Source organism: Pelomonas lactea (assembly GCF_043555885.1).
Classification (GTDB): Bacteria; Pseudomonadota; Gammaproteobacteria; order Burkholderiales; family Burkholderiaceae_C; genus Pelomonas; species Pelomonas lactea.
In genome coordinates, this window is the sequence record NZ_JBIGHX010000001.1 from 849,514 (window position 1) to 864,786 (window position 15,273).

The 15,273-nt window shown below is 67.8% G+C and carries 15 protein-coding genes; 13 read left to right on the forward strand and 2 right to left on the reverse strand.

Annotation, left to right across the window (positions count from 1 at the left end; translation table 11 throughout):
- Window positions 1-29 precede the first annotated feature (29 nt).
- Window positions 30-2,042, forward strand: a complete 2,013-nt coding sequence (mrdA, locus tag ACG04Q_RS03805) for a penicillin-binding protein 2 (RefSeq protein ID WP_394509491.1) — start codon at window positions 30-32, stop codon at window positions 2,040-2,042.
- The gene (gene rodA, locus ACG04Q_RS03810) at window positions 2,039-3,193 is read left to right on the forward strand and encodes a rod shape-determining protein RodA (RefSeq protein WP_394509492.1); all 1,155 of its coding nucleotides are present in this window, start codon (window positions 2,039-2,041) and stop codon (window positions 3,191-3,193) included. Before mrdA ends, rodA begins: the two co-directional genes overlap by 4 nt.
- On the opposite strand, the gene ACG04Q_RS03815 is transcribed toward rodA, so the two are convergent.
- A complete protein-coding gene (locus tag ACG04Q_RS03815) occupies window positions 3,183-4,694 on the reverse strand; it encodes a sensor histidine kinase (RefSeq protein WP_394509493.1) in 1,512 nt (503 codons plus the stop codon). The two genes, rodA and ACG04Q_RS03815, sit on opposite strands and share 11 nt — an antisense overlap.
- Window positions 4,695-5,366: a response regulator gene (locus ACG04Q_RS03820; RefSeq protein ID WP_394509494.1), complete on the reverse strand. Its 672-nt coding sequence runs from the start codon at window positions 5,364-5,366 to the stop codon at window positions 4,695-4,697.
- A gap of 238 nt (window positions 5,367-5,604) precedes the next feature.
- Here ACG04Q_RS03820 and recA point away from each other — a divergent pair, with 238 nt between their 5' ends.
- The 11 genes from recA to ACG04Q_RS03875 all read left to right on the forward strand — a co-directional run bounded on the left by recA (window position 5,605) and on the right by ACG04Q_RS03875 (window position 15,205).
- Window positions 5,605-6,648 carry a recombinase RecA gene (recA, locus tag ACG04Q_RS03825; RefSeq protein WP_394509495.1) on the forward strand — a complete coding sequence of 348 codons (1,044 nt, stop codon included), beginning with the start codon at window positions 5,605-5,607 and terminating at the stop codon, window positions 6,646-6,648.
- Between the two features lie 23 nt (window positions 6,649-6,671).
- Window positions 6,672-7,214 carry a regulatory protein RecX gene (locus ACG04Q_RS03830; protein ID WP_394509496.1) on the forward strand — a complete coding sequence of 181 codons (543 nt, stop codon included), beginning with the start codon at window positions 6,672-6,674 and terminating at the stop codon, window positions 7,212-7,214.
- 176 nt (window positions 7,215-7,390) lie between these two features.
- Window positions 7,391-7,963 (forward strand): DUF2889 domain-containing protein, encoded by a 573-nt coding sequence (locus ACG04Q_RS03835; RefSeq protein ID WP_394509498.1) that lies wholly within the window; start codon window positions 7,391-7,393, stop codon window positions 7,961-7,963.
- Window positions 7,964-7,988: 25 nt separating this feature from the next.
- Window positions 7,989-9,149 carry an ADP-forming succinate--CoA ligase subunit beta gene (gene sucC / locus ACG04Q_RS03840; RefSeq protein WP_394509499.1) on the forward strand — a complete coding sequence of 387 codons (1,161 nt, stop codon included), beginning with the start codon at window positions 7,989-7,991 and terminating at the stop codon, window positions 9,147-9,149.
- An 18-nt stretch (window positions 9,150-9,167) separates the two neighbouring features.
- Entirely contained in the window at window positions 9,168-10,061 is an 894-nt protein-coding gene (gene sucD / locus ACG04Q_RS03845; RefSeq protein ID WP_394509500.1) for a succinate--CoA ligase subunit alpha, read from the forward strand.
- A gap of 131 nt (window positions 10,062-10,192) precedes the next feature.
- Window positions 10,193-10,888, forward strand: coding sequence for a TerC family protein (locus ACG04Q_RS03850; RefSeq protein ID WP_394509502.1), 696 nt, complete (start codon window positions 10,193-10,195; stop codon window positions 10,886-10,888).
- Between the two features lie 115 nt (window positions 10,889-11,003).
- Entirely contained in the window at window positions 11,004-12,017 is a 1,014-nt protein-coding gene (locus ACG04Q_RS03855; RefSeq protein ID WP_394509503.1) for a serine/threonine-protein kinase, read from the forward strand.
- Window positions 12,014-12,811, forward strand: a complete 798-nt coding sequence (locus ACG04Q_RS03860) for a Stp1/IreP family PP2C-type Ser/Thr phosphatase (RefSeq protein ID WP_394509504.1) — start codon at window positions 12,014-12,016, stop codon at window positions 12,809-12,811. Before ACG04Q_RS03855 ends, ACG04Q_RS03860 begins: the two co-directional genes overlap by 4 nt.
- A 49-nt stretch (window positions 12,812-12,860) precedes the next feature.
- Complete coding sequence (locus ACG04Q_RS03865) at window positions 12,861-13,520, forward strand: FHA domain-containing protein (RefSeq protein ID WP_394509505.1); 660 nt, start codon at window positions 12,861-12,863, stop codon at window positions 13,518-13,520.
- A 191-nt stretch (window positions 13,521-13,711) separates the two neighbouring features.
- On the forward strand, window positions 13,712-14,497 hold the full coding sequence (locus ACG04Q_RS03870) for an MBL fold metallo-hydrolase (protein WP_394509506.1): 786 nt from the start codon (window positions 13,712-13,714) through the stop codon (window positions 14,495-14,497).
- A 243-nt stretch (window positions 14,498-14,740) separates the two neighbouring features.
- Window positions 14,741-15,205, forward strand: coding sequence for a pilin (locus ACG04Q_RS03875; protein WP_394509507.1), 465 nt, complete (start codon window positions 14,741-14,743; stop codon window positions 15,203-15,205).
- Window positions 15,206-15,273: the final 68 nt, after the last annotated feature.

A 15,273-nucleotide genomic window follows, 5' to 3' on the forward strand; every position in this document is an offset into this window, starting at 1 on the left:
GGCGCCCGGCCCGAAGTTCCGCCACTGACATGGTCGTCCTGAAGAACCTCCACCAGGAGCTGTCGCGCTTTCGCCTGCGCGTGCTGGCCGCGGGCGCGTTCGTGCTGTTCTGCTTCGGGCTGCTCGTTGCACGACTGGTGTGGCTGCAGGTCATCCAGCACGACAGCTTCGCCGAGCGCGCCGAGACCAACCGCATCGCCGTCGTGCCCATCGTGCCCAACCGCGGCCTCATCAAGGACCGCAACGGCGTCGTGCTGGCCAGCAACTACTCGGCCTACACGCTGGAGATCAACCCCGAGAAGGTGACCGACCTGGACGGCACCATCGAGGCGCTGGGTCAGGTCGTCGACATCCAGACACGCGACAAGCGCCGCTTCAAGCGGCTGCTGGACGAGGCCAAGCACACCGACTCGCTGCCCATCCGCACCAAGCTGACCGACGAGGAAGTCGCCCGCTTCACCGCGCAGCGCTTCCGCTTCCCCGGCGTGGAGATCAAGGCGCGGCTGTTCCGCTCCTACCCGCTGGGCGACGTCGGCGCCCACCTGATCGGCTACATCGGCCGCATCAACCAGGCCGAGAAGAAGGCCATGGACGACTGGGAAGAGGAGGACATCTCCAACTACCGCGGCACGGAGTACATCGGCAAGCTCGGGCTGGAGCAGGCCTACGAGCGCGAGCTGCACGGCATCACCGGCTTCGAGCAGGTGGAAACAAGTGCCGGCGGCCGCGCCGTGCGCCGGCTGGACCACCGCCCGCCCACGCCCGGCAACACGCTGAACCTGTCCATCGACATCAAGCTGCAGGCGCTGGTGGAACAGCTGTTCGGCGAGCGCCGCGGCGCGCTGGTGGCCATCGACCCGCGCAACGGCGAGGTGCTGGCCTTCGTGTCCAAGCCCACGTTCGACCCCAACCTGTTCGTCGACGGCATCGACGCCGACTCCTGGCGCGAGCTCAACGAGGACATCGACAAGCCGCTGCTGAACCGCGCGCTGCGCGGCACCTACCCGCCCGGCTCCACGTTCAAGCCGCTGATGGCCATGGCCGCGCTGACGAGCGGCAAGCGCGCGCCCGGCACGGTCGTCATGGACAACCTGACCTACAGCTTCGGCGGCCGCACCTTCGGCAGCCCCGAGACCGACCGGCCCGGTCCCAAGGACATGCGGCTGGCCATCGTCAGCTCGTCCAACGTCTACTTCTACAGCCTGGCCAACGAGATGGGCGTGGACCTGATCCACGACCAGCTCGCGCCGTTCGGCCTGGGGGCCAAGACCGAGATCGACGTGCAGGGCGAGGTCAGCGGCGTGCTGCCGTCGCAGGCCTGGAAGCGCGAGTACTTCCGCCGCAGCCCGGCCAACCAGAAATGGTTCCCCGGCGAGACCATCTCGCTGGGCATCGGCCAGGGCTACAACAGCTTCACGATGCTGCAGCTGGCCAACGCCTACGCGACCGTCGCCTCCGGCGGCCAGCGCTACAAGCCGCGGCTGGTGCGGGAGATCGAGGATGTCGTGAAGCACGAGCGCCGCCGCATCGCGAGCGACGCGCGCGAGCCGCTGCCGCTGCGCCCGGCCGACGTGGACGTCATCCGCAACGCGATGAACGGCGTGACGCTGGAGGGCACATCGCGCCAGGTCTTCATGGGCGCGGCCTACCAGAGCGGCGGCAAGACCGGCACTGCGCAGGCCGTGGGCCTGAAGCAAGGCGAGAAATACAGCAGCATCAAGGCCGACGAGCGCAAGCGCGACCACTCGCTGTACGTCGCCTTCGCGCCGCTGGAGCAGCCCACCGTGGCGCTGGCCGTCATCGTCGAGAACGCCGGCTGGGGCTCGGCCTCGGCCGCGCCCATCGCGCGCCGCGTGTTCGACTACCTGCTCACCGGCACCTACCCCAGCGAGGAAGACATCGCCAAGACCCAGCTGGGCCAGACCTTCGCGCCCATCGGCACGCCGCGCCGCGCGGCCGACGTGCCGCTGCCGGGCCAGCCCGGCGCGCCGGGCGCCGGCGCATCCGCGGCCTCGGCGCCCGCGTCAGGAGCCTCACGATGACCGTCATCGAGCGCCCGCCCCTGTGGCAACGCCTGAAGCCCTGGCTCAGCGGCTTCGACCTGCCGCTGCTGCTGGCCATCCTGTGGCTGTGCGGCTGGGGCCTGCTGTGCATGTACTCCGCCGGCTACGACCACGGCACCCGCTTCGTCGACCACGCGCGCAACATGGCGCTGGCGCTGGGGCTGATGTTCATCGTCGCGCAGATCTCGCCGCAGAAGCTGATGGCGGTGGCCATCCCGCTGTACGTCTTCGGCGTCACGCTGCTGCTGGCGACGGCGCTGTTCGGCGTCACGAAAAAAGGCGCCACGCGCTGGCTCAACATCGGCATCACGCAGATCCAGCCATCGGAGCTGCTGAAGATCGCCACGCCGCTGATGCTGGCCTGGTGGTTCCAGAAGCGCGAGGGCATCCTGCGCTGGCCCGACTTCATCGCCGCCTTCGGCCTGCTGCTGCTGCCCTTCCTGCTGATTGCCAAGCAGCCCGACCTGGGCACCGGGTTGCTGGTGCTGGCGGCGGGGCTGTATGTGATCTTCTTCGCCGGGCTGCCCTGGCGCCTGATCCTGCCGGTGATGGTGCTGGCGGCGGCCGGCATCGTCACGCTGGTGGCCAGCGAAGACCACATCTGCGAGCCCGACGTGAAATGGGTGCTGTTGAAGGAGTACCAGAAGCACCGCGTCTGCACGCTGCTGGACCCGAGCAAGGATCCGCTCGGCAAGGGCTTCCACATCATCCAGGGCGAGATCGCCATCGGCTCCGGCGGCACCACCGGCAAGGGCTTCATGCAGGGCACGCAGACCCACCTGGAGTTCATCCCCGAGCGCACCACCGACTTCATCTTCGCGGCCTTCGGCGAGGAGTTCGGCCTGATGGGCGCGCTGGCGCTGCTGGCCGGCTTCACGGCGCTGATCCTGCGCGGGTTGATGATCGCGTCGGACGCGCCCACGCTGTTCACGCGGCTGATGGCCGGCGCCGTGACGCTGTCCTTCTTCACCTACGTGTTCGTCAACATGGGCATGGTCAGCGGCATCCTGCCGGTGGTGGGCGTGCCGCTGCCCTTCATCAGCTACGGCGGCACGGCGATGGTGACGCTGGGGCTGAGCCTTGGCCTGCTGATGTCGATCGCGCGCGTCAAGAAGCTCGTCAAGACATAGCCGGCGGTGCGGCCGGCGTTGCCGGGAACCGGATCGTGAACCGCGCCCCCGGCCCCTGGCCGTCCGGCGACTCGCCACCGGCTGCGCGGCGCACGCGGGTGTCGTCCAGCATCAGCTCCGCGTCGTGCTGCTGCACGATCTCCTGCACGATGGCCAGGCCCAGGCCCGAGCCCTCCACACCGCTGCCGAGGGACCGGTAGAACGGCTGGAACACCTTCTCACGCTCGCCCGGCGCGATGCCCGGCCCGGTGTCCTCCACCTGCAGCACGACGACCTGGCCGAACGGATCCTCCACGACGCGCACCGTCACCAGCCCGCCCGCTGGCGTGTACAGCAGCGCGTTGTCGACGAGGTTGCGGATCAGCTCGCCGATCAGCACCGGCTGGCCGTGCACGCGCAGCCGGCTGTCGTCCGGCACCACGCCGTCATAGCCCAGGTCGATGCGCCGCTCCAGCGCCCGCGGCACGAAGTCGCGCACCGTGTCGACGGCCACCTCCGCCAGGTTGACCGGCTCGCGCTTCATGGCCTGCTCGGCATCCTCGGCCCGCGCCATGGACAGCAGCTGGTTGACCATGTGCGCGGCGCGCTCGCTGGCCCGCGCGATCTGCGCCAGCGAGCGCTTCAGCTCATCGGGGTTGGAGCGGCCCGCGTCGATCTCGCGCTGGATCAGCTCGGCCTGCGTGCGCAGGCCCGCCAGCGGCGTCTTGAGCTGGTGGGCCGCGTCGGCCAGGAAATGCTTCTGCCGGCTCATGGACGAGTCCAGCCGCGCCAGCAGGTCGTTGATGGCCTGCACCAGCGGCGCCACCTCGTCGGGCACGCGCTGCTCGTCGATGGGCGACAGGTCCGAGCTCTCGCGCGAGCGGATGCGCCGCTGCAGCTCGTTGAGCGGCGAGATGCCGCGCGCCAGCGCCAGCCACACCAGCAACACCGCCAGCGGCAGGATGACGAACTGCGGCAGGATGACGCCCTTGATGATCTCGTTCGTCAGCCGCGCGCGCTTGCCCAGCGTCTCGGCCACCTGCACCAGCATGGTCTTGCCCGGGCCTGCCTGCCCCTCGGGCGCCACCCACAGGTAGGCCACGCGCACCGCGTCCGCGCCCACCTCGTCGTCGCGGAAATGCAGCTCCCAAGGCACGCCGGGTGCGTCGTCGGTGGGGACCGGCAGCGTCGCATCGCCACTGAGCAGCTCGCCGCGCAGACCCAGCACTTGATAGAACACGGTGTCCGACGCGTCCACGCGCAGCAGCGCCGCCGCCTCGGGCGCCAGCGCGTAGCGGTCGCGCCCTTTCTGCGGCGCGTCGGCGGCGGCCACCTGCTGGCCCAGGCTGCGCGCCATCTCGCCCAGCTCGCGGTCGTAGGGCCGGCTCGCGATGCCCTGCGCCACCAGCCACGTCAGCGCCACGCTGATCGGCCAGATCAGCAGCAGCGGCGCGAGCATCCAGTCCAGGATCTCGCCGAACAGCGAGCCCTGCTGCGGGCTGGCGCCGTCCTTGGCAGGCATTCAGGAATTGATCTTTTCGAGGCAGTAGCCGAGGCCGCGCACCGTCGCGATGCGGATCGGCCCCTGCTCGATCTTCTTGCGCAGCCGATGGATATAGACCTCGATCGCATTGTTCGAGACCTCCTCGCCCCACTCGCACAGCCGCTCGACGAGCTGGTCCTTGCTGACCAGCCGCCCGGCGCGCTGCAGCAGCACCTCCAGCAGCGACAGCTCGCGCGCCGACAGCTCCAGCATCTGGTCGTTGATGTAGGCCACGCGGCCGGTCGCGTCGAACGTCAGCGGCCCGTGCTTGATGACGCTGCTGGCCGTGCCCAGGCCGCGGCGCGTCAGCGCGCGCACGCGCGCCTCCAGTTCCTGCAGCGAGAACGGCTTGGCCATGTAGTCGTCCGCGCCCAGGTCCAGGCCCTTGACGCGTTGTTCCACGCTGTCGGCCGCCGTCAGGATCAGCACCGGCATCGTCGAGCCGCGCGCGCGCAGCTTGCGCAGCACCTCCAGCCCGTGCAGCCGCGGCAGGCCCAGGTCCAGGATGACGAGGTCGAACTCATGCGTGGCCAGCGCCGTGTCGGCCTCGGTGCCGCTGCTGACGCGGTCCACCGCATAACCCGACGCGCGCAGCGCGCGCAGCAGGCCGTCCGCCAGCACTTGGTCGTCTTCCGCAATGAGGATGCGCATGGTTGTCTGTCTCCTGCGCCCGATGTTACGGGCCGACGCCGGCTGCCCTCTGCGCTGGCGCAACTCCGCAAACTGGCTCACGCCATGAGCCACCACGCCCGTAGCATCCGATCCACAGACCCGATACCGGCGCTTTCAAGTCCCCTCGCGGGGGCCGTCTGTCCTCAAGACGCCGGACAAAACCACTGTACAAACGTACAGATTGACCCATAATCCACGCATTCACCTGGAGATTCGAATGGACGCCCCCGTCAAAGCCCTCAACACCGAAAAAGCCAAGGCCCTGCAGGCCGCCCTCTCGCAGATCGAGAAGCAGTTCGGCAAGGGTTCCATCATGCGTCTCGGTGAAGGCGAGGTGCTGGAGGACATCCAGGTCGTCTCCACCGGCTCCCTGGGCCTGGACATCGCGCTGGGCGTCGGCGGCCTGCCGCGCGGCCGCGTCATCGAGATCTACGGCCCCGAGTCCTCCGGCAAGACGACGCTGACGCTGCAGGTCATCGCCGAGATGCAGAAGATCCAGGGCACCTGCGCCTTCATCGACGCCGAGCACGCGCTGGACATCCAGTACGCGCAAAAGCTGGGCGTCAACCTGACCGACCTGCTGATCAGCCAGCCCGACACTGGCGAACAAGCGCTGGAAATCGTCGACGCGCTGGTGCGCTCCGGCTCCGTGGACCTCATCGTCATCGACTCGGTCGCCGCGCTGACCCCCAAGGCCGAAATCGAAGGCGAGATGGGTGACCAGCTCCCCGGCCTGCAGGCCCGCCTGATGAGCCAGGCGCTGCGCAAGCTGACCGCCACGATCAAGAAGACGAACTGCACGGTCATCTTCATCAACCAGATCCGCATGAAGATCGGCGTCATGTTCGGCTCGCCCGAAACCACCACCGGCGGCAATGCGCTGAAGTTCTACGCCTCCGTGCGCCTGGACATCCGCCGCATCGGCTCCATCAAGAAGGGCGAAGAAGTCATCGGCTCCGAGACCAAGGTCAAGGTCGTCAAGAACAAGGTCAGCCCGCCGTTCAAGACGGCCGAGTTCGACATCCTCTACGGCGAAGGCATCAGCCGCGAAGGCGAGATCGTCGACATGGGCGTGGTGCACAAGATCGTCGACAAGTCCGGCGCCTGGTATGCCTACAACGGCGAGAAGATCGGCCAGGGCAAGGACAACTCCCGCGAATTCCTGCGCGAGAACCCGGACATCGCCCGCGAAATCGAGAACAAGATCCGCGCGGCCGTCGGCGTGGCGCCGCTGGGCGCCGACGCGGCCGACGAGGCATAAGCCGCGCCGCGAGTCGCCAAAGCATGGCCAGCCACGGGCCGCTGTCGTTGAAGGCGCGCGCCATCGGCCTGCTGGCCCAGCGCGAGCACAGCCGCGCCGAGTTGCGGCGCAAGCTGTTGCGCATCGACCAACAGCAGCGCTCCCGGCAGGCCGACACGCCCACGAGCGATGCCGAGGCGGGTGAAGCCGGCGTGGCATCGCCCGGCGACACCGACGCTGACGACGACCTCCAGGCCCGCTCGACGGCCGTCGACGCGCTGCTGGACAGCCTTGCCGCCGAGGGCTACCTCGACGAAACCCGCTTCATTGAATCCCGGCTGCACGTGCGCGCCGGCCGCTTCGGCGCGCAACGCATCCAGCAGGAACTGGCCCGGCACGGGCTCAAGCTGGACGCCGACCAGCAGGCCACGCTGCGTGAAACCGAACTGGAACGCGCCCGCGAGGTCTGGCACAAGCGTTTCGGCGCCGAGCCGTCGCGCGAAGCAACGGAGCAGGCGCGTCAGACGCGTTTCCTGCTGACACGCGGGTTTGCCCCTGATCTGGTGCGCCGCTTGCTGCGCGCCTAAGGGCTGCTTGACGGCGCACGCAGAGGCATTTTTCCCCTCCGTGCTACATTGCCGGCTGCCGCCCGCAGGGCGGTTCATCCGGTTACACGCCCTCAGCTCCTTGGCAAAGCGGCCCTGCGAGTCGCTCCACCCGCTGTCCCCGGCACCGGCCGGGGTTGTTTTGCCCGTTCCGTTTCATGCCCCCCGTCCAACCCACCGTCACGCGCCGCCCGCTGCACCGCCGCGCCCTTGATGTGCAGGTGTTCGCGCGTGAAGACGGCCTGTTCGACGTCGAAGCCAGCCTCATCGACACCAAATCGCATGATGTGCCGCTGGCCGGCGAGACGCGCCGGGCGGGCACCCCCATTCATGAGATGCATCTGCATCTGACCGTCGACGCGACGCTGACCATCACGGCCGCCGCGTCCGACACCCGCTGGATGCCGTACGTCGGCGCCTGCGGCGAGCATGGCGACGCCTACGCCCGCATGATCGGTCTGAACCTCATGAAAGGCTTCCGTCAGGCCGTCCAGGAACGATTGGGCGGCACGCGCGGCTGCACCCACCTGACCGAACTCTGCCAAGTGCTGCCCACGGCCGTCATCCAGGCCATGGCCGGCTCCGTCATCGACACCCGCGAGGGTGACGCGGACGGCAATCCGCCTTTCCAGCTCGACCGCTGCCACGCCCTCCGGCGCGACGGCGAGACCGTCGCCAAGTTCTACCCGCGCTGGCACCAGGCGCCGGAGACCGCGACCAACGTTTCCTGACTTCCCCGACCCGAGAGACCCAGCCATGAAAATCCACGAATACCAGGGCAAAGAAATCCTGCGCCAGTTCGGCGTGCCGGTGCCCCGCGGCATCCCCGCCTTCACCGTGCAGGAAGCCGTTGAAGCCGCCCAGAAGCTGGGCGGCCCGGTCTGGGTCGTGAAGGCCCAGATCCACGCCGGCGGCCGCGGCAAGGGCGGTGGCGTGAAGGTCGCCAAGACCATCGACGACGTGAAGGAAAAGTCGGAAGCCATCCTGGGCATGCAGCTCAAGACGCACCAGACGGGCCCCGAAGGCCAGAAGGTGCGCCGCCTCTACATCGAGGACGGCGCCGACATCGGCAAGGAGTTCTACGTGTCGCTGGTCACCGACCGCGCCACGCAGAAGGTCGCCTTCATCGCCTCCAGCGAAGGTGGCATGGACATCGAAGAGGTGGCCCACAGCACGCCCGAGAAGATCGTCACCGAAGTGATCGATCCGCTGACCGGCATCACCACCGAGCAGTCCAAGAAGATCGCCGCCGCCATCGGCATGGAAGGCCACACGGTCGACCAGGCCGTCGACCTGTTCGCCAAGCTCTACAAGTGCTACATGGACACGGACGCGTCGCTGGTGGAAATCAACCCGCTGAACCGTGACTCCAAGGGCAACCTGATGGCCCTGGACGCGAAGTTCAACTTCGACGCCAACGCGCTGTTCCGCCACCCCGAGATCGTGGCCTACCGCGACCTGGACGAAGAAGATCCGGCGGAAGTGGAAGCCTCGAAGTTCGACCTGGCCTACATCAGCCTGGACGGCAACATCGGCTGCCTGGTGAACGGCGCTGGCCTGGCCATGGCCACGATGGACACCATCAAGCTGTTCGGCGGCGAGCCGGCCAACTTCCTGGACGTCGGCGGCGGCGCCACGGCCGAGAAGGTGACCGAGGCGTTCAAGATCATGCTCAAGAACAAGAGCGTGAAGGGCATCCTCGTGAACATCTTCGGCGGCATCATGAAGTGCGACACCATCGCCGAAGGCGTCATCACCGCCTGCAAGGCCGTGAACCTGTCCGTGCCGCTGGTCGTGCGCATGAAGGGCACCAACGAAGAACTGGGCAAGAAGATGCTGGCCGAATCGGGCCTGCCCATCATTGCCGCCGACACGATGGCCGAAGCGGCCACCAAGATCGTTGCGGCCGTTGCCTAAAGCCCAGGAGTAAGAGAAATGTCGATCTACATCAACAAAGACACCAAGGTCATCACCCAGGGCATCACCGGCAAGACCGGTCAGTTCCACACCCTGGGCTGCCAGGCGTATGCCAACGGCAAGAACGCCTTCGTCGCGGGCGTGAACCCCAAGAAGGCCGGTGAGAAGTTCTCCGAGATCCCCATCTACGCCACCGTCAAGGAAGCCGCCGGCCAGACCGGCGCGACCGTCTCGGTCATCTATGTGCCGCCCGCGGGCGCTGCCGCCGCCATCTGGGAAGCCGTCGAGGCCGACCTGGACCTGGCGATCTGCATCACCGAAGGCATTCCGGTTCGCGACATGCTGGAAGTGCGCAACAAGATGAAGGCCAAGGAAGCCGCCGGCGGCAAGCGCACGCTGCTGCTGGGCCCCAACTGCCCCGGCCTGATCACGCCGGAAGAAATCAAGATCGGCATCATGCCGGGCCACATCCACAAGAAGGGCCGCATTGGCGTCGTGTCCCGCTCCGGCACGCTGACCTATGAAGCCGTGGCGCAGCTGACCGAGCTGGGCATCGGCCAGTCGTCGGCCGTCGGCATTGGTGGCGACCCGATCAACGGCCTGAAGCACATCGACGTGATGAAGGCCTTCAATGACGACCCGGACACCGACGCCGTCATCATGATCGGCGAGATCGGCGGCCCGGACGAGGCGGAAGCTGCCCGCTGGTGCAAGGCCAACATGAAGAAGCCCATCGTGGGCTTCATCGCCGGCGTCACTGCCCCTCCGGGCAAGCGCATGGGCCACGCCGGCGCGCTGATCTCCGGCGGCGCCGACACGGCCGACGCCAAGCTCGCCATCATGGAAGAGTGCGGCTTCACGATCACGCGCAACCCGTCCGAGATGGGCAAGCTGCTGAAGGCGCTGCTGTAAACCTGCCTTGAGCATCGACGAGGGCCGTTCATCGAACGGCCCTTTTTCATTCCGCCCGCGCCTGCGTAGTTTCCGCAGCGACAACACGTCCGCCCGCGCCGAAACTCCCGCATCCCCTGCACCACAACGCCATGGACCTGCTCAACGCCGCCTTCCTGATCGCCCTGCTGAAGATCATCTGGGTCAACATCCTGCTCTCCGGCGACAACGCCGTTGTCATCGCGCTAGCCTCGCGCAACCTGGCCCCTGACCAGCAGAAGCGCGCCATCTTCTTCGGCAGTGGTGCGGCCATCGTGTTGCGCGTCGTGCTGACGCTGTTCGCGGTGCAGTTGCTGCAGCTGCCGTGGCTCAAGCTCATCGGCGCCGTGCTGTTGCTGTGGATCGGCGTGCAGTTGCTGGCCGACGGGGACGACGACGCCGACGTCCATGCCAGCAGCAGCATCTGGGTGGCTATCCGCACCATCCTGATCGCCGACCTCGTCATGAGCCTGGACAACGTCATCGCCGTCGCAGCCGCGGCCAACAGCGCGCCCGAGAACGCCCGCGTGCTGCTGCTCGTCATCGGCCTGGGCCTGTCCATCCCGCTCATCATCTTCGGCAGCACGCTGCTGCTGAAGCTGATGGAGCGCTTCCCCGTCATCATCACGCTGGGCGCGGCGCTGCTGGGCTTCGTGGCCGGCGAGATGGCCACGAACGACGCGGCCGTGCACGACTGGTTCGAGGCCCACATGCACGGCCTGGACTACACCGTCAGCATCGGCTGCGCCGTGGCCGTCGTGGCCACCGGCATGTGGCTGGCCCGGCGCGGCAAGGCCGAAGCCCCCTAAGATCGGCCGCATGGCAAGCGGCGGCAAACCCGGTTTCTGGCAACGCCTCGTCGGACGCGGGGCGGACGCCCCACCCAGCGAACTCTCCACGCTGCCGCTTTCTCAGCAGACCGCCGTGCCGGGCGATTCACCGGCGCAGGCCAGGGCCGCCGCAGCGCCGCCGCCCGACCTGCACGACTTCGAGCTGGGCGCCGAGATCGGCCGTGGCGCGATGGCCATCGTCTACAAGGCCACCCAGCGCTCCACGGGCCGCCAAGTCGCCGTGAAGCGGCTGGCGCTGTCTCGCGAGTTCTCCGCCGAAGACCTGGCCGACGTACGCGAACGCTTCATGCGCGAGGCCCGCGCCGCGCGCGCGCTGGAGCACCCCGACATCCTGCAGGTCGTCGACGCCGGCCAGGACGGCCGCGACGCCTGGCTCGCGCTGGAATACGTGCTGGGCCGCGACCTCAGCCTCTTCACCAAGCCCGGCCAGCTGCTGCCGGTGCGCGAGGTGGTGCAACTCGGCGCACGGCTGGCACGCGCGCTGGACTATGCGCACAGCCGCGGCGTTATCCATCGCGACATCAAGCCGGCCAACGTCATGCTGGACCGCGTCAACGGCAGCCTCAAGCTGATGGACTTCGGCATCGCCCGTGTCGGCGACGGCAGCCGCACGCGCACCGGCCTCGTGCTGGGCACGCCGTCCTTCATGTCGCCCGAGCAGTTGGCCGGCCTGACGGTCGACGGCCGCAGCGACCTGTACTCGCTGGGCGTGCTGCTGTACCAGCTGCTGGCGGGTGCGCTACCACACCAGAGCGACTCCATGGCGCGGCTGATGCAGCAGATCGCCACCGAGCCGGCGCCCGACGTGAGGATTCACCGTCCCGAGCTGCCCGAATCGCTGGCGCTGGTGCTGGCCGTCGCGCTGGAAAAGCGCCCCGAGCTGCGCTATCCCTCTGGAGAACAGATGGCGCGGGACCTGGACGCCGTGCTCATCATGGACCTGCAGACCGAGCCCGCAGCGCCGCAGGCCGACGCCGTCAAGTCCCAAGATGAAGCCTTCGCACAAACACTGCGCTTGACGCCGGAGGAAGCAGGGCAGAATCGCCGCTCCCCAGCCGAGCCCCACGAGCCCCCACCAGCCTCATGATCCTGGAGTTCTTCAGCGCCACCGACGTGGGCCGAGCGCGCGACAACAACGAGGACTCGGTCGCGCTCGACGAGGCCGCCGGCCTGGCCGTGCTGGCTGACGGCATGGGTGGCTACAACGCCGGCGAGGTGGCCAGCCAGATGCTGACCGGCTTCGTCAGCACCGAGCTGGGCCGCTGGCTCAAGGATGCCGGACGCGAGGCGCGCGCCGGCGAGGTCAAGCGGGCGATGGACATCTGCGTGGACAACGCCAACCGCGCGATCTTCAACGCCGCCAACACCAACCCCAAGTACGCCGGCATGGGCACGACGCTGGTGCTCGGCGTGTTCCGCCCCGAGGGCCTGCTGCTGGGCCACGTCGGCGACTCGCGCGGCTACCGCCTGCGGGCGGGCCGCCTGCAACAGATCACGCGCGACCACTCGCTGCTGCAGGAGCAGATCGACGCCGGCCTGCTGACCGTGGAGGAGGCCGCCTTCTCCAGCAACAAGAACCTCGTCACGCGCGCCGTCGGCGTCGAAGACACCGTGCTGATGGAGCTGCACCTGCATGAGGTCCAGCCCGGCGACACCTACCTCCTCTGCTCCGACGGGCTGTCCGACATGCTCGACGATGACAGCATCGCCAACCTGCTCAACGGCAATCCCACGTTGCCCGAGGCTGCACAGGCGCTGATCAACGCGGCCAATGACAGCGGCGGCCGCGATAACATCGCTCTGATCCTGGCCCGCGCAGAGGGCCGTCAACGAACCGAAGGCCGGGGCTGGTGGCCCTTCGGACGACGTGGCGGCAACTGACATCCTCGCCTGAGAGTCACGGCACGAACAACAGAACTTGAGGTCATTCATGGGCAAACTGGTCGTTTCGCTCGACGGCGTCGTGATCAAGGAGGTGCAGATCACCAAGGACAAGACCACGCTCGGTCGCCGTCCCTACAACGACATCGTCATCGACAACCTGGCCGTGTCGGGTGAGCACGCCGTCCTGCAGATGGTCGGCAACGACGTTTTCATCGAAGACCTCAACTCCACCAACGGCACCTACATCAACGGCAAGGCGATCAAGAAGCAGTTGCTGGCCGACAACGACACCGTCGAGATCGGCAAGTACAAGATCAAGTTCCTGCTCAACGACGGCGGGGACTACGAAAAGACCATGATCCTCAAGCCCGGCGCGACGCCACCGGGCATGGCGGGCGGGCTCGGCTCCTCGTTCGGCGGCCTGGGTGGCAGCGTGGCGGCCATCGGCCCCGCGTCCATCAAGGTGCTGACGGGCGCCGCCGCCGGCCGCGAGGTCGCGCTGACCAAGGTCGTCACGACGCTGGGCAAGCCCGGCGTGCAGGTAGCCTCCATCACCAAGCGCCCCACCGGCTATGTGTTCGCCCATGTGGAAGGCGCCCAGCGCCCCAGCGTCAACGGCATCCCGCTGACGGGCGAATCGATTGCACTGCGCAGCGGCGATCTCATCGAGCTGGCCGGCACGCAGATGCAGTTCATCCAGGGCTGACGCGCCCTCGACAGGGGCGCTTGCCGCCGCCCGGCGGAGACGGGCCGGCGGGAGTCGCCGGCGTGTGATTTCCTCACGGCCGGGATGCCTCCAACCCGGTATTCCGACCGGTCGCCCCCCGGGGCGGGTGCGTACATTCTTGGCTCCACCTCGCCAGGCGCGAGGCCCCCGATCCCGAGCCAACGCATCGCATGAACATCCGCGTCCTGGGCTGCTCCGGCGCCATCGCCGCCGGCTACAAGACCACCGCCTTCCTGCTGGACGACGATGTCCTCATCGACGCCGGCACCGGCGTGGGCGACCTGCCGCTGGATGCCCTGGCCGCGATCGACCACATCCTGCTGACGCACTCCCACCTGGACCATGTGCTGGGCATTCCGCTGCTGGCCGACGCCGTGCTGCGCCTGCGCGCCGCCGCCGGCCGCCCGCCCATCCAGGTGCACGCGCTGCCGCAGACGCTGGCGGCGCTGCAGCAGCACATCTTCAACGGCGCCATCTGGCCCGACTTCACCCGCCTGCCCAGCCGCGAGGCGCCGGTGCTGACCCTGCACCCCTTCCAGGTCGGCGACCGGCTGGACCTGGGCGGCCGCGCCATCGAGGTACTGTCGGCAGCACACACCGTGCCGGCCGTGGGTTTTGCCGTCGACGGCGGCGCCGCCAGCGGCCACGCCCACTGGGTCTTCACCGGCGACACCGGGCCCAACCCCGCGCTGTGGCAGCGGCTGGCTCAGCTGCGCCTGTCCCACCTCGTCATCGAGACGGCCTTCAGCGACGACGAGATGGAACTCGCCCACGTCAGCCAGCACCTGTGCCCGACCGAACTCGGCCGGGAGCTGGCGCAGCTGGCCGGCAGCGTGGACGTGCGCATCACGCACATCAAGCCCGGCGAGATGGATGCCGTCATGGCCGGCGTGCAGGCGCTCAGCAGCCCGCACCGCCTCAGCGCGCTGCAGGCCGGGCAGGAGATGGTCCTGTAACCAGATGTCAACCATGCAACAAGCACGGCGCTCAAGCGCCGTTTTTGTTGGGCTGACGTTTCTTGGCCAACCGCCACCGAGCGACAAAACGCGTCACCTTGAAGTGACGATTTTTGTCAGAAACGGACGTGCAACGCCATCGGACGTGTGCTTTTGCACGCATCACCCGCTACAAAAAGCTGGCACGACCCCTGCATTCATGGGAGCTGCCTACCTCCCAACCACTCCCGCTGGAGAACCGATATGCAACTGAAAGCTCGCACCCAAGCCCAGAAGGGCTTCACCCTGATCGAACTGATGATCGTCGTGGCCATCATCGGCATCCTGGCCGCTGTGGCGCTGCCGCAGTACCGCACCTACACCTCTCGCGCCAAGGCCGCCAACGCGATCACCGTCGGCGACGCCTACAAGAGCGCTGTTGCGCTTTGCATCCAGGAACAAGGTGGCTCGAAGACGGGTTGCAGCCTCGGCGACAAGGGCATTCCTGGCACGGTCAAGACCAAGGAAGTCTCAAAGGTTGAAGTTTCGGACGGCGACATCACGCTGACGCTGAACGACATCGGCACGGGCACCGAAGGCAAGACGATCACGTTCAAGGTGGCCGACGTCGTCGGCGACGCCGTGATCTGGAAGACCGACACCACCATCGACGCGGCCAACAACACGGTGCTGATCGATTCGATCAAGAAGAACAACGCCAGCAGCTGATCGTGACGTTGCAAGGTGCCGCCCCGGCGGCACTGGTGAAGAAAGGGGCTTCGGCCCCTTTCTTTTCG

What these genes read in the sequence shown, in the direction of transcription:
- mrdA (WP_394509491.1), top strand. Translation starts at nt 30, where the DNA reads ATGGTCGTCCTGAAGAACCTCCACCAGGAGCTGTCGCGCTTTCGCCTG.
- rodA (WP_394509492.1), top strand. Translation starts at nt 2,039, where the DNA reads ATGACCGTCATCGAGCGCCCGCCCCTGTGGCAACGCCTGAAGCCCTGG.
- ACG04Q_RS03815 (WP_394509493.1), bottom strand. Translation starts at nt 4,694, where the DNA reads ATGCCTGCCAAGGACGGCGCCAGCCCGCAGCAGGGCTCGCTGTTCGGC.
- ACG04Q_RS03820 (WP_394509494.1), bottom strand. Translation starts at nt 5,366, where the DNA reads ATGCGCATCCTCATTGCGGAAGACGACCAAGTGCTGGCGGACGGCCTG.
- recA (WP_394509495.1), top strand. Translation starts at nt 5,605, where the DNA reads ATGGACGCCCCCGTCAAAGCCCTCAACACCGAAAAAGCCAAGGCCCTG.
- ACG04Q_RS03830 (WP_394509496.1), top strand. Translation starts at nt 6,672, where the DNA reads ATGGCCAGCCACGGGCCGCTGTCGTTGAAGGCGCGCGCCATCGGCCTG.
- ACG04Q_RS03835 (WP_394509498.1), top strand. Translation starts at nt 7,391, where the DNA reads ATGCCCCCCGTCCAACCCACCGTCACGCGCCGCCCGCTGCACCGCCGC.
- sucC (WP_394509499.1), top strand. Translation starts at nt 7,989, where the DNA reads ATGAAAATCCACGAATACCAGGGCAAAGAAATCCTGCGCCAGTTCGGC.
- sucD (WP_394509500.1), top strand. Translation starts at nt 9,168, where the DNA reads ATGTCGATCTACATCAACAAAGACACCAAGGTCATCACCCAGGGCATC.
- ACG04Q_RS03850 (WP_394509502.1), top strand. Translation starts at nt 10,193, where the DNA reads ATGGACCTGCTCAACGCCGCCTTCCTGATCGCCCTGCTGAAGATCATC.
- ACG04Q_RS03860 (WP_394509504.1), top strand. Translation starts at nt 12,014, where the DNA reads ATGATCCTGGAGTTCTTCAGCGCCACCGACGTGGGCCGAGCGCGCGAC.
- ACG04Q_RS03865 (WP_394509505.1), top strand. Translation starts at nt 12,861, where the DNA reads ATGGGCAAACTGGTCGTTTCGCTCGACGGCGTCGTGATCAAGGAGGTG.
- ACG04Q_RS03870 (WP_394509506.1), top strand. Translation starts at nt 13,712, where the DNA reads ATGAACATCCGCGTCCTGGGCTGCTCCGGCGCCATCGCCGCCGGCTAC.
- ACG04Q_RS03875 (WP_394509507.1), top strand. Translation starts at nt 14,741, where the DNA reads ATGCAACTGAAAGCTCGCACCCAAGCCCAGAAGGGCTTCACCCTGATC.